The sequence below is a fragment of the Flavobacterium kingsejongi genome (genome assembly GCF_003076475.1).
Taxonomy (GTDB): Bacteria; Bacteroidota; Bacteroidia; order Flavobacteriales; family Flavobacteriaceae; genus Flavobacterium; species Flavobacterium kingsejongi.
The window spans coordinates 2505046-2524470 of sequence record NZ_CP020919.1 but is presented as its reverse complement, the minus strand read 5'-3'; the positions used below and the strand labels follow the sequence as shown (position 1 = coordinate 2524470).

Sequence of the window (19425 nt, the reverse complement as noted above, 5' to 3'; positions counted from 1 at the left end):
ATATGAGCTATACGGCTTATTATCTGGAATAATTCGGTGCTTCTTTTGTAATAGTAACGTCATGTGGATGGCTTTCATTGATACCACTGGCCGTGATGCGTACAAAACGCCCTGTTTCCTGTAAGGTTGGAATATCTTTAGAACCACAGTAGCCCATACCGGCACGTAATCCACCGATGAACTGCAGCATACTTTCGTTCAGTTCCCCTTTATAAGGTACCCTTCCTACAATTCCTTCCGGTACCAGTTTTTTAACATCATCTTCTACATCCTGGAAATAACGGTCTTTAGATCCTTCTTTCATCGCTTCTACTGACCCCATTCCACGATAGGATTTAAATTTACGCCCTTCGAAAATAATAGTTTCTCCAGGTGATTCTTTTGTCCCTGCTAAAAGCGAACCCAACATTACACAGTCCGCTCCCGCAGCAATTGCTTTTGGAATATCACCGGTATAACGGATTCCACCATCGGCAATTACCGGAACACCACTGCCTTTTATCGCAGCAGCCACTTCAAGTACTGCAGAGAACTGAGGAAAACCAACGCCTGCTACCACACGGGTCGTACAGATTGATCCGGGCCCAATTCCTACTTTTACACCATCTGCCCCATTTTCTACTAAATATTTAGCGGCTTCCGGCGTCGCGATATTACCTACGATTACATCAACATCCGGGAATTTGCTCTTAACGAGTTTCAATACATTCACAACGCCCTGAGTATGCCCGTGTGCCGTATCGATAATGATTGCATCTACACCAGCTCCTACCAGCGCTTCTGCACGTTCTACAGCATCTCCGGTTACACCAATAGCAGCCGCAACACGCAAACGTCCGTAAACATCTTTATTCGCAATTGGTTTTTGGGTAAGTTTCGTAATATCACGGAAGGTAATCAGTCCTACTAATTCGTATTTGGTATTTACTACCGGTAATTTTTCAATTTTATGGCCTTGCAGGATAACTTCTGCTTCTTCCAAAGAAGTTCCCTCGGCAACAGTAACCAGGTTTTCGCTGGTCATTACCTCTACAATTGGACGGCTGTTGTTTTTTTCAAAGCGAAGGTCACGATTAGTAACAATCCCTTTCAGTACTTTAGCTTCATCTACAATCGGAATACCTCCGATGCCAAATTCTTTCATTACATTTTTAGCATCCGCTACTGTAGAAGATAAAGGCAGTGTTACCGGATCGATAATCATTCCGGATTCCGCTCTTTTTACCTTGCGTACTTTAGCAGCCTGCTGCTCAATAGTCATGTTTTTATGTAAAACCCCAATACCACCTTCCTGAGCCATAGCGATAGCCATTGCGCTTTCGGTAACAGTATCCATAGCTGCGGAAACAATTGGTACGTTTAAAGTAATATTACGGGAAAATTTTGATTTGATACTTACTTCTCTGGGAAGTACTTCTGAATAGTTGGGAACCAGAAGAACATCATCGTAAGTTAATCCTTCACCGATGATTTTATCGTTATGTGCTTTCATTGTTGCAATTTGTAGTTAAATTGCGTGCAAATATAAGTAAATTTCAGGAGAAATAAGTACATAAACCGCAGTTATTTACAGAATAAAACAATAGTGTTGGAAAGAGCGTTTTGCGCTGTATAAATTCGCCCAGTCTAAAGCAAATAAATTGCATCTTCCTCTTTCTTTTCTGATCCTAATATTGATGTTATATGCTATTGCCCTCTCATTTTGTCATACAGTACAAAATCACAAACTGCAACAATACGCTGTTATAAGGCTTACTTTTAAGCAAAATACAGAAAACATCCTTTTTGGTATTTCATAAATAAATGTGTAATTTCGCGCCCAGTTCGCATTATGCAACTATTTTTGACTGTCCGAAGCATCCCCCGCCAAGGCATCAAGAAGAGAATTACTATGAAGGATTTAAAATTCATTCATAAACACCCACTACTATATTGCATTGCTGTTGGATAACCATCGGTAACCGAAACGTATGACATATCGTTTTCCCGAATGTTATTCTTTCTAAATGCTCCGTTGTTGTCCATTACTTAAAAAGAGCCAGAAGCAAGCCCTTTTTAAAGTTGGCTAATTTTTTATTACATCAACACCAAACCGATCCTGATCGAAAGAAAAAATATAGTATTACACTCATTATGAAACACACATTACTTTTAATTGCATTATTAGTTCCCAGAAGTCTTCTTTTTGCACAGGGGGAAGCCTCAAAAATCAATAGCGACAAGGACAACGGATCCGAAGTCTTACAAGCTTTCAAAAATAAGACGTTTAATGCTTCCGATTTTATAGCAAAGGCAGCACAACTCGGCAAGCCCGAATACAAAAAAGGCATTTTACACCATAAAACGTATTATGATCAGGACGGTATACTACAACTCTATCTGCCGTACAAAAATAATCGACTGGAAGGAGAAATCACTTTTTATACTAAGTCCGGTGCCCCTTTCTCCAAAGTGCTTTATAAAAAAGGCATTCCTATTGTTGGTACTGCCACCGAATTCATCACTGCTGTAAATTTCATACAAACGAGCTACGAAGCTGGGAAAATATATGAAATCAGTACATTCCAAAACTACAAAATACAGGAGCGCCAGATTTTTAACCTTGAAGAAAGTTATACGGTCACCCGGTTTTACGATAATGAACAACCTAAGTTTGAATATCAAATAGCTAAAAATTACCTGGATGGAAAAGTGGTCTATTATTCAAAAAAAGGTCTAAAACTTTATGAAGCTGAATTTTATGATGGCACCTTAGTCTCCGGAGAAATCTGGCTGTCCAACTCGGGATCTAAAAAGACTGATTACGTACGTATTATCAAAGATGCAACCAATCAACTCATAGCTGTACCTACTGTCAGTACTACATCAGCCGCTGAATTTATGATGCCCCATAAAATCGCTCCTGAAGAATTATACGACAACACCCTACTAAGTCTTGAAAGTTACAACACACCAACTATAAAACTGGAACAGGAATAGCCCATTCCTCCCTTTGCCCCTCCCAAATCTAAAATACTTAACCACACTCTGTGCCCCAGAGCCCAATACTACTTTTATAATGCACTTAAAAAAAATTTCTGAAATCGAAGACCTCTTACCGCCAAAAAGCTGGGCGGCAAACCACAACAAACTCAACAATGGCACACCAGAAACCATACTTCTAATTGAGGGTGATTTCGAATGCCATAATCTTAATCTCGATACATTACTGGCCAATCATTGCATTCTTTCCCACATCAGGAACCAGGAGCAGCTTATCGGCAAATTAATTGTTACCGGCCACATGAAGGCCAATAATATCTGGTGCAACAATACTGAAGACGCCGCAAGCCTCATTGTATTGGGCAATTTGGATGCTGCCAATATTGTCGTTGGCGGGCAGGAGATTTACGTATGTGGCAACCTGAACATACATGGCCTGTTTTGGGGCGATAATAATTCCGGAACCCTAAGCATACAGGGGCATGTCAACATGCATACTTTTATCGCTACCAATGAATATTATTATGATCGCGATCGGTTCCTGGAGGAAAACAAGGTAGTTGTATCCAATTTTTTCTGTGATGAAGATAGCATTGAAGACTACAAACCAAATGGTTTTATGTCCTTCAAAGAATTTTTCACTACAGATCCGGAGACCGTTTTTGATCGGGAATTATTGGAAGATCTACTGCATGAAGACTGTCTAATAGCCGAAGAAGACCTTGAAATAGAGGATGTTTTCAGCTGGCATGACTGGATGTTACGGGATGTGGTAACGGATCGCCTGAAAAATAACCAGCCCATAGTGGTGCTGGAAGATTAATATTTGTAACTTCGATGCTGCTGAAAAACCCGGCAGCATTGATTTTACCCATGAAAAATAGCCTATTATTGTTATTCCTGTCAGCGGTTCAATTCCTAAATGCACAAAGCAATGACACGCTCCTTACAAAAAAAGGAGATGTCGTTTATTATGATTTCAATGGAAAAGTAGCATCCCGTTTGACATTTGTAAATAACCTACCCCAAAATGGTAGTGCTACCCGGTTTTATTTTTCCAACCGGCATTACATTCGTACTTTTTACACCAACGGCAAGATTACTAAAATTCAAAATGCGGTAAATAACTACATCCAGCAAGAAGAAATTATTCAGGATAATGAGAGTAGACAGGTCACACGCTTTTATCCCAATAGCAAAGTACGTTTTTCCTATCGCACACACAAAGGGCACCTGGATGGTACCATCCGGCACTACAATGAAAAGGGTACACTTTTATACGAGGCCCTATTACACGAAGGCCATTTTAGCAACGGGACACTTTGGATACTGAATATGGATTACGATGGATACAAAGGAACACAGGCCGATTATATTGTACTAAAACACTATACTCTAAGAACAATCATCGAAGGCCATATAGTCGCGAATACTATCGTTTTTTTCATTAAAACAATAACACATAACCCTTTACATCCAGACCTTACCGATTACTTCCTGTCCCCAGAAGACCTATATGACAATATGATTATTTCCCATGACCTGCGCGACCTACGGCTCAGAAACTAAAGTTAAAAGAGTTCCTATTTCTTAACACAGGAATAATAATACCTTTATATGACTACTATTATATTTGGCGCTTTATTATACCAAAAGCTCCCGATGCCTGTTCCACGCCCTATTTCAAAAAGAAAGCTATTATTGAACGCCACACAGCACAATGTACTTTATACTGCTCTGGAAAGCCTTTTTAAGGAACAAAAAGTCTATAAAAATAAAAATCTGAATGTGGACGTACTGGCGATTCGGCTGGGAAGCAACCGTCATTATATTTCCGAAGCCCTAAATGTATACGGCAAAAAAACATTTTATGAATTCCTAAACACCTATAGGATTCAGGAAGTAACCACACATTTGGATCAACAGCTCCAGAAAGCACAAAAGATCTCATTGCTTTCCATTTGTATGGAATCCGGATTCAGTAACAAAGCATCTTTCAACCAGTATTTTAAAAAAATACATGGCATGACACCTTCCGCTTATGTAAAGGAAAAGAAAATCGCTATCGGGACTATTTAATGAAATTCACCAAACAACTTTGTTGCTTCATTATAAGAACTCTCAAAACTCATCGGACTGGTTTCCGTATTCGCTTTTACAGTCGTAAAATAAGATAGCATTTTTTCGGTCGGCATATTGCCTGTAAGGTCATCTTTCGCCATAGGACAGCCTCCAAATCCCTGGATGGCTCCATCAAAACGGCGGCATCCAGCCTTGTAAGCGGCATCTATTTTCTCAAACCATTTTTCGGGTGTAGTGTGCAGATGGGCACCAAATTCAATTCCGGGATATTCAGGAATAAGGTTAGAGAACAAATAATCAATCACGTCTGGAGTAGAACTTCCTACAGTGTCTGACAACGAAAGTATTTTTACGCCCATACCGGATAATTTCTGAGTCCACTCCCCGACAATATCTACATTCCATGGATCACCATACGGATTTCCAAATCCCATAGATAAATAAGCCACAACTTCTTTATTCGAGCTGTCAGCAATATTTAATATTTCTTCGAGCGTAATAAGTGATTCCGCTATCGTTTTATGCGTATTACGCATCTGGAAGTTTTCTGATATTGAAAAAGGATACCCTAAATACTGGATTTCTTCATGACTGGCCGCAGCTGATGCCCCCTGTGTATTGGCAATAATCGCTAATAATTTACTGGTGGTTCTTGACAGGTCCAGTTTTGATAGTACTTCGGCTGTATCCTGCATTTGAGGAATTGCTTTAGCAGACACAAAACTTCCGAAGTCAATTGTATCGAAACCAACACGTAAAAGGGATTGGATATAATCTGCTTTTTTCTGGGCGGGGATAAAGGCTTTGATACCCTGCATGGCATCTCTCGGACATTCGATGATTTTAACGTGTTCCATATCGAACCAAAGATACTAAAGAATTGGATTTTACGAAATCGTTTTTTGTTAATTCCCTACACAAAAAAAACAATTTAAAATATTACATAATTCGGTAATAATTAAATATATTACACAATAAGGTAATATTTAAATATATTACGTAATTTAGTAGTATATAATTGCTCCATTTCAATACCCAATATAGGTAAAATTCTTAATTAGAGACAATTACAAAACAAAAATTGATTTAAAATTTAACTATATTTGAAGCATGACAAGTATAATCACAGGTGATATTATCAATTCCCGCAAAGTACCTTCGGAAGCATGGATCGAGAAATTGAAAGCATTACTCCATACTTTTGGGGAAAATCCTACGGACTGGGAAATCTACCGCGGTGATGAATTCCAACTGGAAGTACACAATCCGGAAGAAGCTTTATTGGTTGCTATTGAGATCAAAGCCTTACTGAAAAGCCTAAAAATGGATGTCCGGATGAGTATCGGCATTGGAGATAAGAAATATACCGGAAAAAAAATATCTGAAAGCAATGGGACTGCTTTTATCCATTCGGGAGAATCATTTGAAACACTAAAAAAACAAAAAACGACACTGACAGTCAATTCCGGAACTACTGATTTCGACAAAGAAATGAACCTGATGCTTCGCCTGGCATTGACCATCATGGACCATTGGCTGCAGCAATCAGCTGAATTTGTTATCACCACCATTCGGAATCAATCGCTATCACAGGAAGAAATAGGAATGCTTTTAAATATTAATCAGGCAGCCGTAAGCCGAAGGAGATCAAGAGCAAATTTTGACCTGATCATGGAAGTAGATGCCTTTTACGCTGCAAAAATTAAAACCTTGACAGTATGATTCTCTTTATCAAACTCTTTTTAGCACATCTTTTAGGCGACTTCCTTTTACAACCGAATTCCTGGGTTGCGGATAAAGAACGCAACAAAGGAAAAAGCCTGTATTTATACCTGCATTGCCTCCTGCATGGTGCGCTGGCGTGGCTATTTGTTTTTGAATTGGATTTTGGGCCGTATGCGTTATTGCTCGCCGTAGTACATGGTATAATTGACTGGGCAAAACTGGAATACCAAAATCCTCAGAATAAAAGACGTTGGTTTTTGGTGGATCAGGCATTGCATCTTGCGGTAATCATTGGAATTACTTTTTTATGGAATCATGACTACTTCGAATTGGAGCCCCTCATGCAAAATCAATTCTGGATTATTAGCACTGCAGGGCTTTTTCTGACCAACCCCTCTTCCATCCTGATTAAAAATATCATTTCCATCTGGACGCCAGAAAACAATACCGATGATTATTCCTTACAAAATACAGGGAATTACATCGGTATTTTAGAACGTTTATTTGTTTTATGTTTTATCCTTACCGGACATTTCGAAGCTACTGGTTTTCTATTAGGAGCCAAATCCATCTTCCGTTTTGGGGATCTTCGTATGGCCCGGGATCGTAAGCTTACCGAATATGTACTGATCGGAACACTGATCAGTTTCGGGGTTGCTATTGGAACAGCTCTACTTTGCCAGTTTTTTTTGAATAATCTTGCGGTTAATCTGCTTGATTAAAGCCGGGCCTTCATATATAAATCCGGTATAAAGTTGTACCAAACTAGCCCCAGCTTCCAGTTTTTCCAGCGCATCATCAGCAGAATGAATACCGCCGACACCAATAATAGGAAACGATTTATTGCTTTTTTCGGACAGGAACCGAATCACTTCCGTCGCTCTTTTCCCAAGTGGCTTCCCACTTAAGCCTCCCATTTCCTCCCGGTTGGCCGATTGTAATCCTTCCCTGGAGATTGTAGTATTGGTTGCAATTACACCCGAAATACCAGTTTCTTTTACAATATCAATAATGTCAAGCAACTGTTCATCGGTTAAATCCGGAGCAATTTTTAATAAAATAGGCTTTTGTTTCGGCTTCAGCAGATTTTTTTGCTGTAGTGTCTGCAATAATTGAGTCAGCGGTTCTTTATCCTGTAAAGCCCTTAAATTGGGTGTATTTGGAGAACTTACATTCACTACAAAATAATCTACCACGTCATAAAGCGCATCAAAACAGATCTCATAATCCGAAACAGCCTCTTCATTCGCGGTCACTTTATTCTTTCCAATATTACCGCCAATCAGCACCCCATTATTTTTTCTCAGTCGCTCCACAGCTTCCAAAACACCGCCATTATTAAATCCCATCCGGTTGATGATTGCACTGTCTTCGCGAAGGCGGAACAGCCGCTGTTTTGGATTGCCTTCCTGTGCTTTCGGAGTTAATGTCCCAATTTCTATGAACCCAAAACCAAGGTTGGAAAGCTCTTTATACAGTTTGGCATCTTTATCAAATCCAGCCGCAAGCCCCACTGGATTTTTAAATTTCAAACCAAAAACTTCGGTTTCCAATAATGGGCTATGCACTTCATACAGGCTGTTCAGCAATTGGCGTATTCCCGGAATCTTATAGGTAAAACGGACTAACGAAAACGTAAAATGATGAATTTTTTCAGGATCAAATTTAAAAAGAACCGGACGCAGTAATGATTTGTACATAGATAGTGTTGTTGTGTGCGGCAAAAATATAAAATAGTATTGAGTAATGATAGTATTCCGTACCAGAACTGTAAAGAATCTAAAAACGATTGTATTCAGTATCGCGAATACGACAGAATACAAACGAATGGCATCACGCTTCCCACTTCATCAGAAAAAAGCCTAACTTAGTGCTGTGCTAATTTGCAAAAGCCTTATTCTTCGGAACTAAGGCTTTTTTTATCATAATTTTATATTTTTTTACTGAAATTATAAATTAAATTTATACTCTTAAAGCCTCAGAATATATGCTCAAAACTATATTTATCGATTTAGTCCTACGCTATAAAGATAACCCGGTACATGCAGAAAAATTATGGAAAGAGATAGAAGACACCTATTCTTCCAAAAGCCGCTATTACCATACATTACAGCATCTGGAAATGATGCTTGCAGAACTGGAACCCATAAAAAAACACATTGTCGACTGGGATACTTTACTATTCACGGTTTTCTATCATGACTTTGTCTACATTTCCTCCCGGCGTGACAATGAGATTAAAAGTGCAGAAAAAGCCATTGAAAAACTCAAAACATTAGGCTATCCTACCGAAAAAGTCCTGAAATGCGGCAACCAGATCATGGCAACGAAAGGGCATCGCCTCGAAATCGACCCTGACACTAATTTCCTTACGGATGCCGACCTTTGCATATTGGGAAGTTCCTGGGACACTTACCTCAAATACACCGAGCAAATACAAAAAGAATATACATTTTATCCTGAAATACTATTCAAGATCGGCCGTAGGAAAGTACTGAATCATTTTCTGGACATGAACAGGATTTTTAAAAGCGATTATTTCTATGCGCGTTATGAACAGCAGGCACGGCAAAATATCGAAAAAGAACTTCATATCCTTACCGCCTGATCGTAAAGCTCTCCCAAAATCAACGGAAATTACCCTCCTAAAAATTCAAATAAATCGTAACTTTGTGCTTCATTATTTAAATAAAAACTATGCAGCACATTATAGACCGTTTCATCAGTTATGTAACTGTGGATACGGAATCTGACGCCAGTTCAGACACTACACCCAGTACAGCCAAACAATGGGATTTAGCCAATCAGTTGGTTGACGAATTAAAAGCCATTGGATTAACCGAAGTTACTATTGACGAAAACGCCTATATTATGGCAACACTGGCTTCCAATGTAGATCACGATGTTCCCGTTATAGGATTCATCTCTCATTTTGACACTACCCCTGATTTTACCGGAGCCAATGTAAAACCTCAGATCATCCCTAATTATGATGGAGGAGATATCGTCCTGAACAAGGAACTGAATATTATATTATCCCCAAACTATTTCAGCGACCTGCTACAATACAAAGGACAAACCCTGATTACGACTGACGGAACAACACTTCTGGGTGCTGATGATAAAGCGGGAATTACCGAAATTGTTACTGCAATGGAATTTTTGGTAAAAAACCCACAAATCAAACACGGAAAAATCAGGATTGGTTTTACTCCGGATGAAGAAATTGGGCGTGGCGCCCATAAATTTGATGTAGAGAAATTCGGTGCTGAATGTGCTTATACTATGGATGGTAGCCAGATTGGTGAACTCGAATATGAAAACTTTAATGCTGCAGGTGCCAAGATTACCTTTAAAGGCAAAAGTGTACACCCAGGTTATGCAAAAGGCAAAATGATCAACTCCATGTTGATTGCCAATAAATTCATCTCAAAACTGCCAAAAGAAGAAGTGCCGGAAAGAACACGAGGTTATGAAGGCTTCTTTCATGTGCACCACATCAAGGGTGAAATCGAAGAAACCGTTTTGGAACTGATCATCAGGGATCATGATAAAAGGAAATTCGAAAAAAGAAAAGAACTCCTGCATAAGATCACCAAAAAAATAAACAAGAAATTTGCAAAACAATTTGGTGAAGACATCGTAACTACTGAAATCAAAGATCAGTATTACAATATGAAAGAAAAAGTAGAGCCGGTAATCCATATTGTGGATATTGCAGAACAGGCAATGAAAGAATTGGGTATCAAACCCCTGATCAAACCTATTCGCGGTGGCACAGACGGTTGTCAGCTGTCATACAAAGGGCTTCCCTGCCCTAATATTTTTGCTGGCGGCCATAATTTCCATGGAAAATACGAATATGTTCCTGTAGAAAGTATGCAGAAAGCCGTTGAAGTAATTGTGAAGATTGCTGAGATCACAGCTACTAAAAAATAAAACAAAACCCCAGGCTATAGTAGTATAGCCTGGGGTTTGATATCCAAAAAAAGCTTCAGGAATATCCTGAAGCTTTTTTTTATTTTTTAACTACTGGTGTATTGAGTCTTTTTGTCATTTCCATTGAAATAGCAGAACGCTCTAATTTCAATTTTCCAGACATAGTTTCAATTACGATTGTAGTTTCTCCAAGTTCAGAAATTTTCCCGTGAAGACCACTTTTTGTAATGATTTTATCACCGGTTTTTAAATCGCTTTCGAAATTTTTTTCTTGTTTTGCTTTTTTCTGTTGCGGTAAAATCATTAAGAAATAGACTACAGCGAACATTAAAAGGTAGGGTGCAAATTTAATTACTTGATCCATAATATTATTTTATTTTGTTGTATTTGATGCTGCAGGAGTTGCTACACCTATTCCGCCAGCTTTTGGCGTTACGGTTGCTTTAATAATTACCTGTTCAGTTCCTGAAGCAGTATTGGTAGTCAGCGTAACTGATTTTTGTTGCTGCCCTGGTTTTCCATTAGAATCGAAAGACACTTTCATATCAGTCGTTTCTCCCGGTTTAATCGGTGTTTTTTGGAATTCCGGAACGGTACAGCCACAGCTTCCTTTGGCATCAATAATCAAAAGGTCTGCATCACCGATGTTTTTCACTTTAAATACCGTTTCTACTTTATCACCTTCATTGATGGTTCCGAAATCGTGCTCTTTCTCCGCAAATTCCACCACTGGAAATTTACCCGATTGCGCTTCTCTTTCTTCAGAAGCTTTCAGATTTGTCTCGTCTATTTTACTTGCTGCATTATCTTTACACGAAGCCGTTAAAATTAACGCTCCAAATGCTAACAAACATAAAGATTTTCTAATCATACTATTAATTATTAGGGATTACATTAAACCTCTTCCGGTTTTACTTAATTTATTTTCTGCCTGATATTCCTTAATAAGATTATCCAGTATCCCATTGATGAAGATACTGCTCTTTGGTGTGGAATACTCTTTAGCGATTTCCAGGTATTCATTAATCGTAACTTTAACCGGAATAGATGGGAATTTCAGGAATTCACAGATCGCCATTTTCAAAATGATCGTATCAATTTCTGCAATCCTGTCCGCATCCCAGTTGGGTGTTTTATCAATAAATTCTTTCGTTAATTCAGCTTCATTGAGGATCGTTTTACGAAATAGGCTTCGAATAAACTCCTTATCATCGGAATCCTTATACAACCGGGACACAAAAAAGATATTTTCTCCGGATTGCTTAATCTGTTTCAGTTGTTTTACGATTTCAGTATTCACTAATGGAATATCATCTACCCACGTTAATTTATGATCCTCCAGGTAATCGTACAGCTTTTCATTAGGCGCAATGATTTCGGTAAAAATATCAACAGCAAACTGTTTGTCTTCTTCAAAATCATTTTTGGTATTTGCCATATAATCGGCATAGATCGTGCTTTTCTTAACTTCTGCCAGCAATAATAAGATGTAATCATCATTAAGCTTCCAGTTATTAATGTTCCTGTCTTCAAGGGCGATACTCAGGGAATTGTTATCGGTCAGCAGCTGAAAAACAGCATTGTTGACAAATTTCATATTCGGATTGCGTTCTTCTTTTGTAGCGAGGTGTTTTTTAGAGGATTTTTCAATAAAATCTTCTTCGGCAATTTTGATTTCAATCAGTATGGAAAGCATCGTAAGATATAAATCCTGGATATTTTCAATACTGTGAAACAGGAATTTTTCTTCCTTTTCAAGATTGTCAGAACTATTCTGATGCATGGCGTAGACGGATTGCATCACTTTAACACGGATATGTCTTCTATTTAACACGTATGTAAGAACATTTAAAAATTAGCAGAGCGAAAGAAAATCTTTCGCTCTGCAAAAATAGTAATAATATTGAAATGCCGAATTTTTATTTCGCAGTTTCTTTTTTTCTTTCGTCAACACGGTTTTGAGCAATATTTAATGCTGCCTGATGCGTGGTGATGTTGTTGCTTTCTGCAAAACTGAAAATTTCCAAAGTAGTATTATAGATATTTTCGGTTCTTTTTAAAGCTTCTGCTTTATCATATCCTGCGATTTCACCGTATACATTGATAATTCCACCAGCATTGATCAAGAAATCAGGAGCATATACAATACCTCTGTCTTTCAATATCTGCCCGTGAACCACTTCATTTGCCAACTGGTTGTTTGCGGCACCGGCAATTACTCTCGCTTTGATTTTATTTACAGTCTCATCATTTACAGTAGCACCCAGCGCACATGGAGCATAAATATCCACATCAGCACTGTACAGGTCAGCTCCGGTAAAAATCTGAGCGTTATATTTTTTAGCGATTTCTTCTACTCTTGCCTCGTTAAGGTCGGTGATCTGAACCAAAGCACCTTCATTAGTAAGGTGTTTTACAAGGGTTTCCCCTACATTTCCGATACCTTGTACCAAAACTCTTTTGCCTTCCAGGTTATCAGTCCCAAATTGGTATTTGGCAGCCGCTTTCATTCCCATATATACACCATAAGCCGTTACAGGAGATGGATTACCAGAACCACCTCTGGACTCAGAGATACCGGTTACAAATTTAGTCACATCATTGATACGATCCATGTCTTCTGTAGTAGTACCTACATCTTCCGCTGTGATATACCTTCCGCTTAATGAGTTAACATACTCACCAAATTTGGTAATCATTTCAGGCGTTTTAACTATTTTGGAATCTCCAATTATTACCGCTTTACCTCCTCCAAGATCTAATCCTGAAATGGCAGATTTAAAAGTCATACCACGAGAAAGTCTTAATACATCATTTAAAGCTTCCCATTCGTTGGCATATTTCCACATTCTCGTCCCTCCCAATGCAGGTCCTAAAACTGTGTTATGAATACCAATTATTGCTTTTAAACCAGTATCTTTGTCGTGACAAAAAACGATTTGCTCATGATCTTTAAATGATACTTGCCCAAAAACTGGATCAATTTTATGAAGTTCATTTGCTGTTGTTACTTCTGTAATCATAGGGGGACAAAATTTAAAATTATTTATGACTTTTTCAAAAAGAGAAGACAAAATTAAGATATAATTCAATACTTTGCAATCAAAATCACTTTAAATAATAATTCAACAACGAAATGTTCTTTTTGCTTCGAAAAATAAAATACTATAATAACAGCAATTTTAACACATTTACCTTCCTTTTTATTTATATTCAAAACATAACATGAAAGAACTTCAATATTTAAACAAATATTTCATCAAGTATAAATATCGTTTTTTAACCGGGATTTTTATTACAATCGTTGCCCAGTTTTTTTCCCTCTATACACCACAACTTATCGGGGACTCCATTCGCAGGATTCAGAAGTTTTCCAATGATACTTCCGTAAGTACGGTTTTGATAAAATCAGAGTTACTTCATAATGTTATCCTGATTTTAATTACGACACTTATTGCCGGTGGCCTGACCTTCCTGATGCGCCAAACCCTTATCGTAATGTCACGCCATGTAGAGTTTGACCTTAAGAATGAGGTTTTCCGGCAATATGAAAATCTATCCCAGAATTTTTACAAGCAAAACCGCACCGGAGATTTAATGAACCGGATCACGGAAGATGTGGCAAAAGTGCGGATGTATGTAGGTCCCGCTGTAATGTACACCCTGAATACCACCATTCGGTTTGCTGTTGTGATTGTACAGATGTACATCATATCACCACAGTTAACGCTATACACCTTATTACCGCTTCCTATATTATCGTATAGCATATTCAAGCTCAGCACCCAAATCAACAAAAAAAGTACGATCTACCAAAAGAACCTGTCCGACCTCTCCAGTTTCGCACAGGAGATGTTTTCGGGAATTCGGGTAATCAAAGCCTATAGTATTGAAAATAAGATCCAGTCCAACTTCCTGGAACTCTCCAATGACAGCAAGACCAAAAACATGGATCTTGCCAAGGTAAATTCTTTATTTGGCCCGCTTATGATCCTTTTAATCGGGCTTAGTAACCTGATTGTCATCTACGCCGGCGGAATGCTGTATGTAAAAGGAGCTATTCCTGATATTGGGGTAATCGCACAATTTATCTTATATGTAAACATGCTTACCTGGCCGGTAGCATCATTAGGATGGATTTCTTCTATGGTCCAGGAAGCCGAAGCATCCCAGAAAAGAATCAACGAGTTCCTTAAAATTGAACCCGAGATTAAAAACAAATCCCTGACCCCTACTCCTATTGTTGGTAATATTGCATTCAACAATGTATCGTTTACCTACGAAGATACCAACATACAGGCACTCGACGACATTAGCTTTACCGTCAAACAAGGCGAAACATTAGCAATACTTGGAAAAACGGGTTCCGGAAAATCCACGATATTATCGCTAATCAGCAGGCTTTATGATGTTCAGGTGGGTGATATCACTATCGACAACCAGCGCATTAACCTGATGAACCTGCATGATTTACGCAGCAGTATTGCTTTTGTTCCCCAGGACGCATTCCTGTTTTCCGATACCATCAAGAACAATATCAAGTTCGGAAAGGAAAATGCCACAGATGAAGAAGTGCATGATGCCGCAAAAGCTGCTGTAGTACATCACAATATTATGAATTTTAAGCTGCAGTATGAAACGATCCTTGGCGAACGGGGCATCACCCTTTCCGGAGGACAAAAACAACGGGTATCCATTGCCAGAGCCATTATTAAAGAATCCAGGATCCTGCTCTTTGACGACTGCCTTTCAGCAGTAGACACAGAGACAGAAGAAACCATCCTGAATAACTTGTTGAAAATCTCAAAAAACAAAACCACAATCATTGTTAGCCACCGGGTTGCATCTGCCCGAAATGCGGATAAAATCATCATTTTGGAAGACGGAAAAATACTCCAACAAGGATCTCATAATCAATTGGTAAATCAGGAAGGATATTATAGAGAATTGTATACTAAACAACTTTCTGAAAAAGAATTGCAATAATAATTGGTCATTTAAGATTTTTTTTAGATTTTTGAATCGCTAAACAACCAAAATTTGATAGAAGGATTATGAGAGAAAATGAATTGTTAGAAAAAGAAGAAATTTTTTCTAAAGTATTAAGAGCCGGAAGGAGAACTTATTTCTTTGATGTAAGAGCTACGAAAGCAGAGGATTATTACATCACTATTACTGAAAGTAAAAAATTTACTGAAGAAGATGGCTCATTCCACTTCAAGAAACACAAGATTTATCTCTACAAAGAAGATTTTGCAGCTTTCACAGAAATTTTAGAGGAGATGACTTCGTATGTCCTGAACAACAAAGGCGAGGAAGTAATTTCAGAACGACACCAAAAAGATTTCAAAAAAGAATATTTTGCTGAAAAAACGGAACCTGTTTTAGAAGACAGAACCATTGAAAGCTTTACCAATATTGACTTTGATGATATCTAATACCATTTAACAGTATATTTAAAATCCGAAAAAAATTATTTTCGGATTTTTTTTTATCCTATCCGAAGCCCGTTTTCAACTTTAAAATCAGGAGCGAGCAATACTATATCACCAGCTTCTCCTACAGCCCCCATAACAAGGCATTCACTCATGAACCTGCCAATTTGTTTTTTAGGGAAATTCACCACTGCCATAATCTGGCGATCGACCAAATCTTCTTTTGTATACCGTTGCGTAATCTGGGCTGATGATTTCAAAATCCCAATCACCGGACCAAAATCGATGCGCAGCTGATAGGCCGGTTTTAAAGCTTCCGGAAAATCATGGACTTCCAGTATGGTTCCAATCCTCATTTCTACTTTTTCAAAATCATTCCAGTTAATCATTGTTATTAATTTAAGACGTTACCGGACAAATATAAATAAATATTGTAAATTGGTAAAAAGTTACAGTTCCAATGTCAAACACCTTATCCAACATGCTTCCGTTGGGCACCAAAGCCCCGTTTTTTTTATTAAAAGACACCAATTCCAATGATTACTTTTCATTTGACACTATCAAAAGAGAAAAAGGCACATTGATTGTTTTTATCTGCAATCACTGCCCTTTTGTCCACCATGTCATTGATGAAATTGTAATGATCGCAAATGACTACCGTGTTCAGGGAATTGGGGTAGCCGCAATCAGCAGCAACGATATCCTACGCTATCCTGAAGACAGCCCGGAACTGATGACGGAATTTGCCCTGCGCAACCGGATGGACTTCCCTTACCTGTACGACGCACAACAGGAAGCCGCCAGAGCTTATAACGCTACCTGTACGCCTGACTTTTTCCTTTTTGATGCCAATGACCAGCTCGTTTACCGTGGCCAGCTTGACGATTCGCGTCCTGGAAATGCCATTCCGGTAAGCGGCAATGATTTAAGAAATGCTATTGATGCTATAATTTATAACCGTGCGATCTCCGAAAATCAAAAACCAAGCCTTGGCTGCAATATTAAATGGAAGTTAAACCCATAGAATATTAATTTCTTTACTTAACTTTGCAGCGTGTTAACTAAAAACAGCTGCAGCTTGCATCCAGATCGTACCATAGCGACCCACTCTCCCCTTTGCCTGGAAAAGCATACTGCATGCGCATGGTTTTCACACAACAAAGCCTTTATTAATTAGGCCTCCGTCTACTTCATTTTTTTTCTCCAGACGGAGGATTTACATTTCACTTCTAAAACACATCCTATTCGGAGACTTTCGTCCCGGATAATTTTGCTTTATCTAATCTTTCATTATCATGTTACTAAAAAAATTCCGGGAAACATTAGTCGCTCGCCAGATCATCTGGTTCGTAACCCTTAGCGCTCTATTTGCATTTACCTATATGGTATACCATCATTTGCTGCATATTGGCTTTTTAGGGCTTGTACTTATCGCATTGGCATTTGTAGTATTTGATACTTTCCAGGCCAAACATTCCATCCGTAAAAACTATCCGCTGATCGGAAGGCTTCGTTACTTCTTCGAATCCGTACGCCCTGAATTCAGGCAGTATTTTATAGAAGGGGAACTGGACGGAAAACCGTTCAACCGAAGACAGCGTTCTATCGTATACCAGCGGGCCAAAAACGTAAAACAGACCATTTCCTTTGGGATGCAGGATGACCCAAACCGTATTGGTTATGAATGGGCTGCCCATTCTATTTACCCAAAACGCGCCGACAAGAATTTTTTCCGTACCACCATTGGCAATAGCCAATGCCAACAACCGTACAGCGCAAGTATTTATAACATTAGTGCGATGAGTTATGGCGCCCTGAGCAAAACAGCCATTTCTGCGTTGAACAAAGGAGCACAACGCGGTGGTTTTGCCCACAATACAGGCGAAGGTGGCATCAGTGATTTCCACCTGCAGGGTGGTGACCTGATCTGGCAAATTGGTACCGGATATTTTGGATGCCGGAATGAAGACGGAAGTTTCTCCGGAGAATTATTTGCAGAAAGAGCCAGCTATCCGCAGGTAAAAATGATCGAATTAAAATTATCACAGGGGGCAAAACCCGGGCATGGCGGATTGTTGCCAGGAGAAAAAAACACCCCTGAAATTGCCCGTATCCGTAGCATCAAACCATTTGTAGCAGTACACTCCCCTTCCAGCCATACTGCTTTTTCCAATAGCACTGAACTGTTGTATTTCCTGAAAAGATTACGGGAACTCTCACAGGGAAAACCTGTAGGATTTAAAATTTGCATTGGCCGTAAGGATGAATTTATCGCTATCGTTGAGGCCATTACCGCAACCGGAATCATTCCCGATTTCATCACTATTGATGGTGCTGAAGGTGGAACTGGTGCCGCTCCGTTGGAATTCATCGACTATATGGGAATGGCACTCGCTGATGCCCTGATATTTGCTACGAATACCTTAAAAGAATACGGTGTCCGCGAGGAGATCAAAGTACTTTCTTCCGGAAAAATCATTTCAGCTTTTGATATTGCCAAAGCCATGGCCCTGGGCGCTGATGCCTGTTACAGCGCACGCGGGATGATGTTTGCCCTGGGCTGTATCCAGGCACTGCAATGTGACAGCGGAAAGTGCCCGGTAGGAATTGCTACCCAGGACAAATCGCTATACAGAGGACTCGACATCACCGACAAAAGTGTACGTGTAGCACATTTCCACAATAATACCATGAAAGCCTTTGCGGATTTTATCGGTGCCTGTGGATTTGAAAATCCTAAACTCATCACACCAGATGTATTCTACAGAAGGGTAGACCATAAAACCAACCTGAGTTTTGCAGAAATGTATTTTCAGGAAAAAACAACGGAGAAAAAAGAATTTATAAACTTCTAAAACCTACATTATGAAACCAGTACCTATTTTAAGTTTGGCAGATTACCAAATTTTGCGCGAATTGAGCAAAAACAGCATTAACGTTTCTAACGCGAAAGAACTCACACAGCTTTCGGGAGAATTGGACCGCGCTATTATTGTCAAAGAAGGCCTGCCGGAAAACAATGTAGTCCAGATCAATTCCTTTTTGGAAATAGAAGATGTAAAAGCGCAAAAAAGGATGAAAATCCAGATTGTACTTCCGTCCTTAGCGAATATAAAAGAAGCTAAAGTATCCGTACTCGCGCCATTAAGCATTGCACTGATCGGATTTAAGGAAAATGATGAAGTAGAATGGGATCTGCCCGCCGGTATGAAAACCTTACGAATTATTGCAGTAACCAATAGTGTAGCCAATAACTAACACA

At 39.0% G+C, this 19425-nt stretch carries 21 protein-coding genes; 13 read left to right on the top strand and 8 right to left on the bottom strand.

What is annotated here, in order from left to right; translation table 11 throughout:
- Positions 1 to 19: 19 nt before the first annotated feature.
- Complete coding sequence (guaB, locus tag FK004_RS11100; protein WP_108737324.1) at positions 20 to 1492, bottom strand: IMP dehydrogenase; 1473 nt, start codon at positions 1490 to 1492, stop codon at positions 20 to 22.
- A gap of 641 nt (positions 1493 to 2133) precedes the next feature.
- Here guaB and FK004_RS11095 point away from each other — a divergent pair.
- The 4 genes from FK004_RS11095 (at position 2134) to FK004_RS11080 (ending at position 5061) form a co-directional block, all read left to right on the top strand.
- Positions 2134 to 2979 carry a toxin-antitoxin system YwqK family antitoxin gene (locus FK004_RS11095; protein ID WP_157956079.1) on the top strand — a complete coding sequence of 282 codons (846 nt, stop codon included), beginning with the start codon at positions 2134 to 2136 and terminating at the stop codon, positions 2977 to 2979.
- Between the two features lie 79 nt (positions 2980 to 3058).
- Entirely contained in the window at positions 3059 to 3805 is a 747-nt protein-coding gene (locus FK004_RS11090) for a hypothetical protein (RefSeq protein ID WP_108737322.1), read from the top strand.
- Between the two features lie 14 nt (positions 3806 to 3819).
- A complete protein-coding gene (locus FK004_RS11085; RefSeq protein ID WP_108737321.1) occupies positions 3820 to 4551 on the top strand; it encodes a toxin-antitoxin system YwqK family antitoxin in 732 nt (243 codons plus the stop codon).
- A 48-nt stretch (positions 4552 to 4599) separates the two neighbouring features.
- Positions 4600 to 5061, top strand: a complete 462-nt coding sequence (locus FK004_RS11080; RefSeq protein ID WP_108737320.1) for a helix-turn-helix domain-containing protein — start codon at positions 4600 to 4602, stop codon at positions 5059 to 5061.
- Here FK004_RS11080 and FK004_RS11075 read toward each other — a convergent pair.
- Positions 5058 to 5921 (bottom strand): beta/alpha barrel domain-containing protein, encoded by an 864-nt coding sequence (locus tag FK004_RS11075; protein ID WP_108737319.1) that lies wholly within the window; start codon positions 5919 to 5921, stop codon positions 5058 to 5060. The genes FK004_RS11080 and FK004_RS11075 overlap by 4 nt on opposite strands.
- A 253-nt stretch (positions 5922 to 6174) precedes the next feature.
- On the opposite strand from FK004_RS11075, the gene FK004_RS11070 reads away from it, so the two are divergent.
- Complete coding sequence (locus tag FK004_RS11070) at positions 6175 to 6786, top strand: hypothetical protein (RefSeq protein WP_108737318.1); 612 nt, start codon at positions 6175 to 6177, stop codon at positions 6784 to 6786.
- Positions 6783 to 7511, top strand: a complete 729-nt coding sequence (locus FK004_RS11065; RefSeq protein WP_108737317.1) for a DUF3307 domain-containing protein — start codon at positions 6783 to 6785, stop codon at positions 7509 to 7511. The genes FK004_RS11070 and FK004_RS11065 overlap by 4 nt, the downstream gene beginning before the upstream one ends.
- Here the strand turns inward: FK004_RS11065 and FK004_RS11060 are convergent.
- Positions 7461 to 8489, bottom strand: a complete 1029-nt coding sequence (locus FK004_RS11060; protein WP_108737316.1) for a quinone-dependent dihydroorotate dehydrogenase — start codon at positions 8487 to 8489, stop codon at positions 7461 to 7463. The two genes, FK004_RS11065 and FK004_RS11060, sit on opposite strands and share 51 nt — an antisense overlap.
- Before the next feature lie 287 nt (positions 8490 to 8776).
- Here FK004_RS11060 and FK004_RS11055 point away from each other — a divergent pair, with 287 nt between their 5' ends.
- A complete protein-coding gene (locus FK004_RS11055; protein WP_108737315.1) occupies positions 8777 to 9397 on the top strand; it encodes an HD domain-containing protein in 621 nt (206 codons plus the stop codon).
- A gap of 89 nt (positions 9398 to 9486) precedes the next feature.
- On the top strand, positions 9487 to 10728 hold the full coding sequence (pepT, locus tag FK004_RS11050) for a peptidase T (RefSeq protein ID WP_108737314.1): 1242 nt from the start codon (positions 9487 to 9489) through the stop codon (positions 10726 to 10728).
- 79 nt (positions 10729 to 10807) lie between these two features.
- Here pepT and yajC read toward each other — a convergent pair whose 3' ends face one another.
- The 4 genes from yajC to FK004_RS11030 all read right to left on the bottom strand — a co-directional run bounded on the left by yajC (position 10808) and on the right by FK004_RS11030 (position 13751).
- Positions 10808 to 11092 (bottom strand): preprotein translocase subunit YajC, encoded by a 285-nt coding sequence (gene yajC, locus FK004_RS11045; RefSeq protein ID WP_108737313.1) that lies wholly within the window; start codon positions 11090 to 11092, stop codon positions 10808 to 10810.
- A gap of 9 nt (positions 11093 to 11101) precedes the next feature.
- On the bottom strand, positions 11102 to 11599 hold the full coding sequence (locus tag FK004_RS11040) for a DUF1573 domain-containing protein (RefSeq protein WP_108737312.1): 498 nt from the start codon (positions 11597 to 11599) through the stop codon (positions 11102 to 11104).
- Between the two features lie 18 nt (positions 11600 to 11617).
- Positions 11618 to 12529: a transcription antitermination factor NusB gene (gene nusB / locus FK004_RS11035; RefSeq protein ID WP_108737311.1), complete on the bottom strand. Its 912-nt coding sequence runs from the start codon at positions 12527 to 12529 to the stop codon at positions 11618 to 11620.
- A 118-nt stretch (positions 12530 to 12647) separates the two neighbouring features.
- Complete coding sequence (locus FK004_RS11030) at positions 12648 to 13751, bottom strand: Glu/Leu/Phe/Val dehydrogenase dimerization domain-containing protein (protein ID WP_108737310.1); 1104 nt, start codon at positions 13749 to 13751, stop codon at positions 12648 to 12650.
- A gap of 202 nt (positions 13752 to 13953) precedes the next feature.
- Between FK004_RS11030 and FK004_RS11025 the strand changes: the two genes are divergently transcribed.
- Positions 13954 to 15714: an ABC transporter ATP-binding protein gene (locus FK004_RS11025; RefSeq protein WP_108737309.1), complete on the top strand. Its 1761-nt coding sequence runs from the start codon at positions 13954 to 13956 to the stop codon at positions 15712 to 15714.
- 68 nt (positions 15715 to 15782) lie between these two features.
- On the top strand, positions 15783 to 16166 hold the full coding sequence (locus tag FK004_RS11020) for a PUR family DNA/RNA-binding protein (RefSeq protein WP_108737308.1): 384 nt from the start codon (positions 15783 to 15785) through the stop codon (positions 16164 to 16166).
- Positions 16167 to 16219: 53 nt separating this feature from the next.
- Here the strand turns inward: FK004_RS11020 and FK004_RS11015 are convergent, their stop codons facing one another.
- Entirely contained in the window at positions 16220 to 16552 is a 333-nt protein-coding gene (locus FK004_RS11015) for a tRNA-binding protein (protein ID WP_108737307.1), read from the bottom strand.
- A gap of 71 nt (positions 16553 to 16623) precedes the next feature.
- On the opposite strand from FK004_RS11015, the gene FK004_RS11010 reads away from it, so the two are divergent.
- The 3 genes from FK004_RS11010 to FK004_RS11000 all read left to right on the top strand — a co-directional run bounded on the left by FK004_RS11010 (position 16624) and on the right by FK004_RS11000 (position 19421).
- On the top strand, positions 16624 to 17187 hold the full coding sequence (locus FK004_RS11010; protein WP_108737306.1) for a thioredoxin family protein: 564 nt from the start codon (positions 16624 to 16626) through the stop codon (positions 17185 to 17187).
- Between the two features lie 271 nt (positions 17188 to 17458).
- Positions 17459 to 19018 (top strand): FMN-binding glutamate synthase family protein, encoded by a 1560-nt coding sequence (locus FK004_RS11005; protein WP_108737305.1) that lies wholly within the window; start codon positions 17459 to 17461, stop codon positions 19016 to 19018.
- A gap of 10 nt (positions 19019 to 19028) precedes the next feature.
- Positions 19029 to 19421, top strand: coding sequence for a GreA/GreB family elongation factor (locus FK004_RS11000; RefSeq protein ID WP_108737304.1), 393 nt, complete (start codon positions 19029 to 19031; stop codon positions 19419 to 19421).
- Positions 19422 to 19425 lie beyond the last annotated feature (4 nt).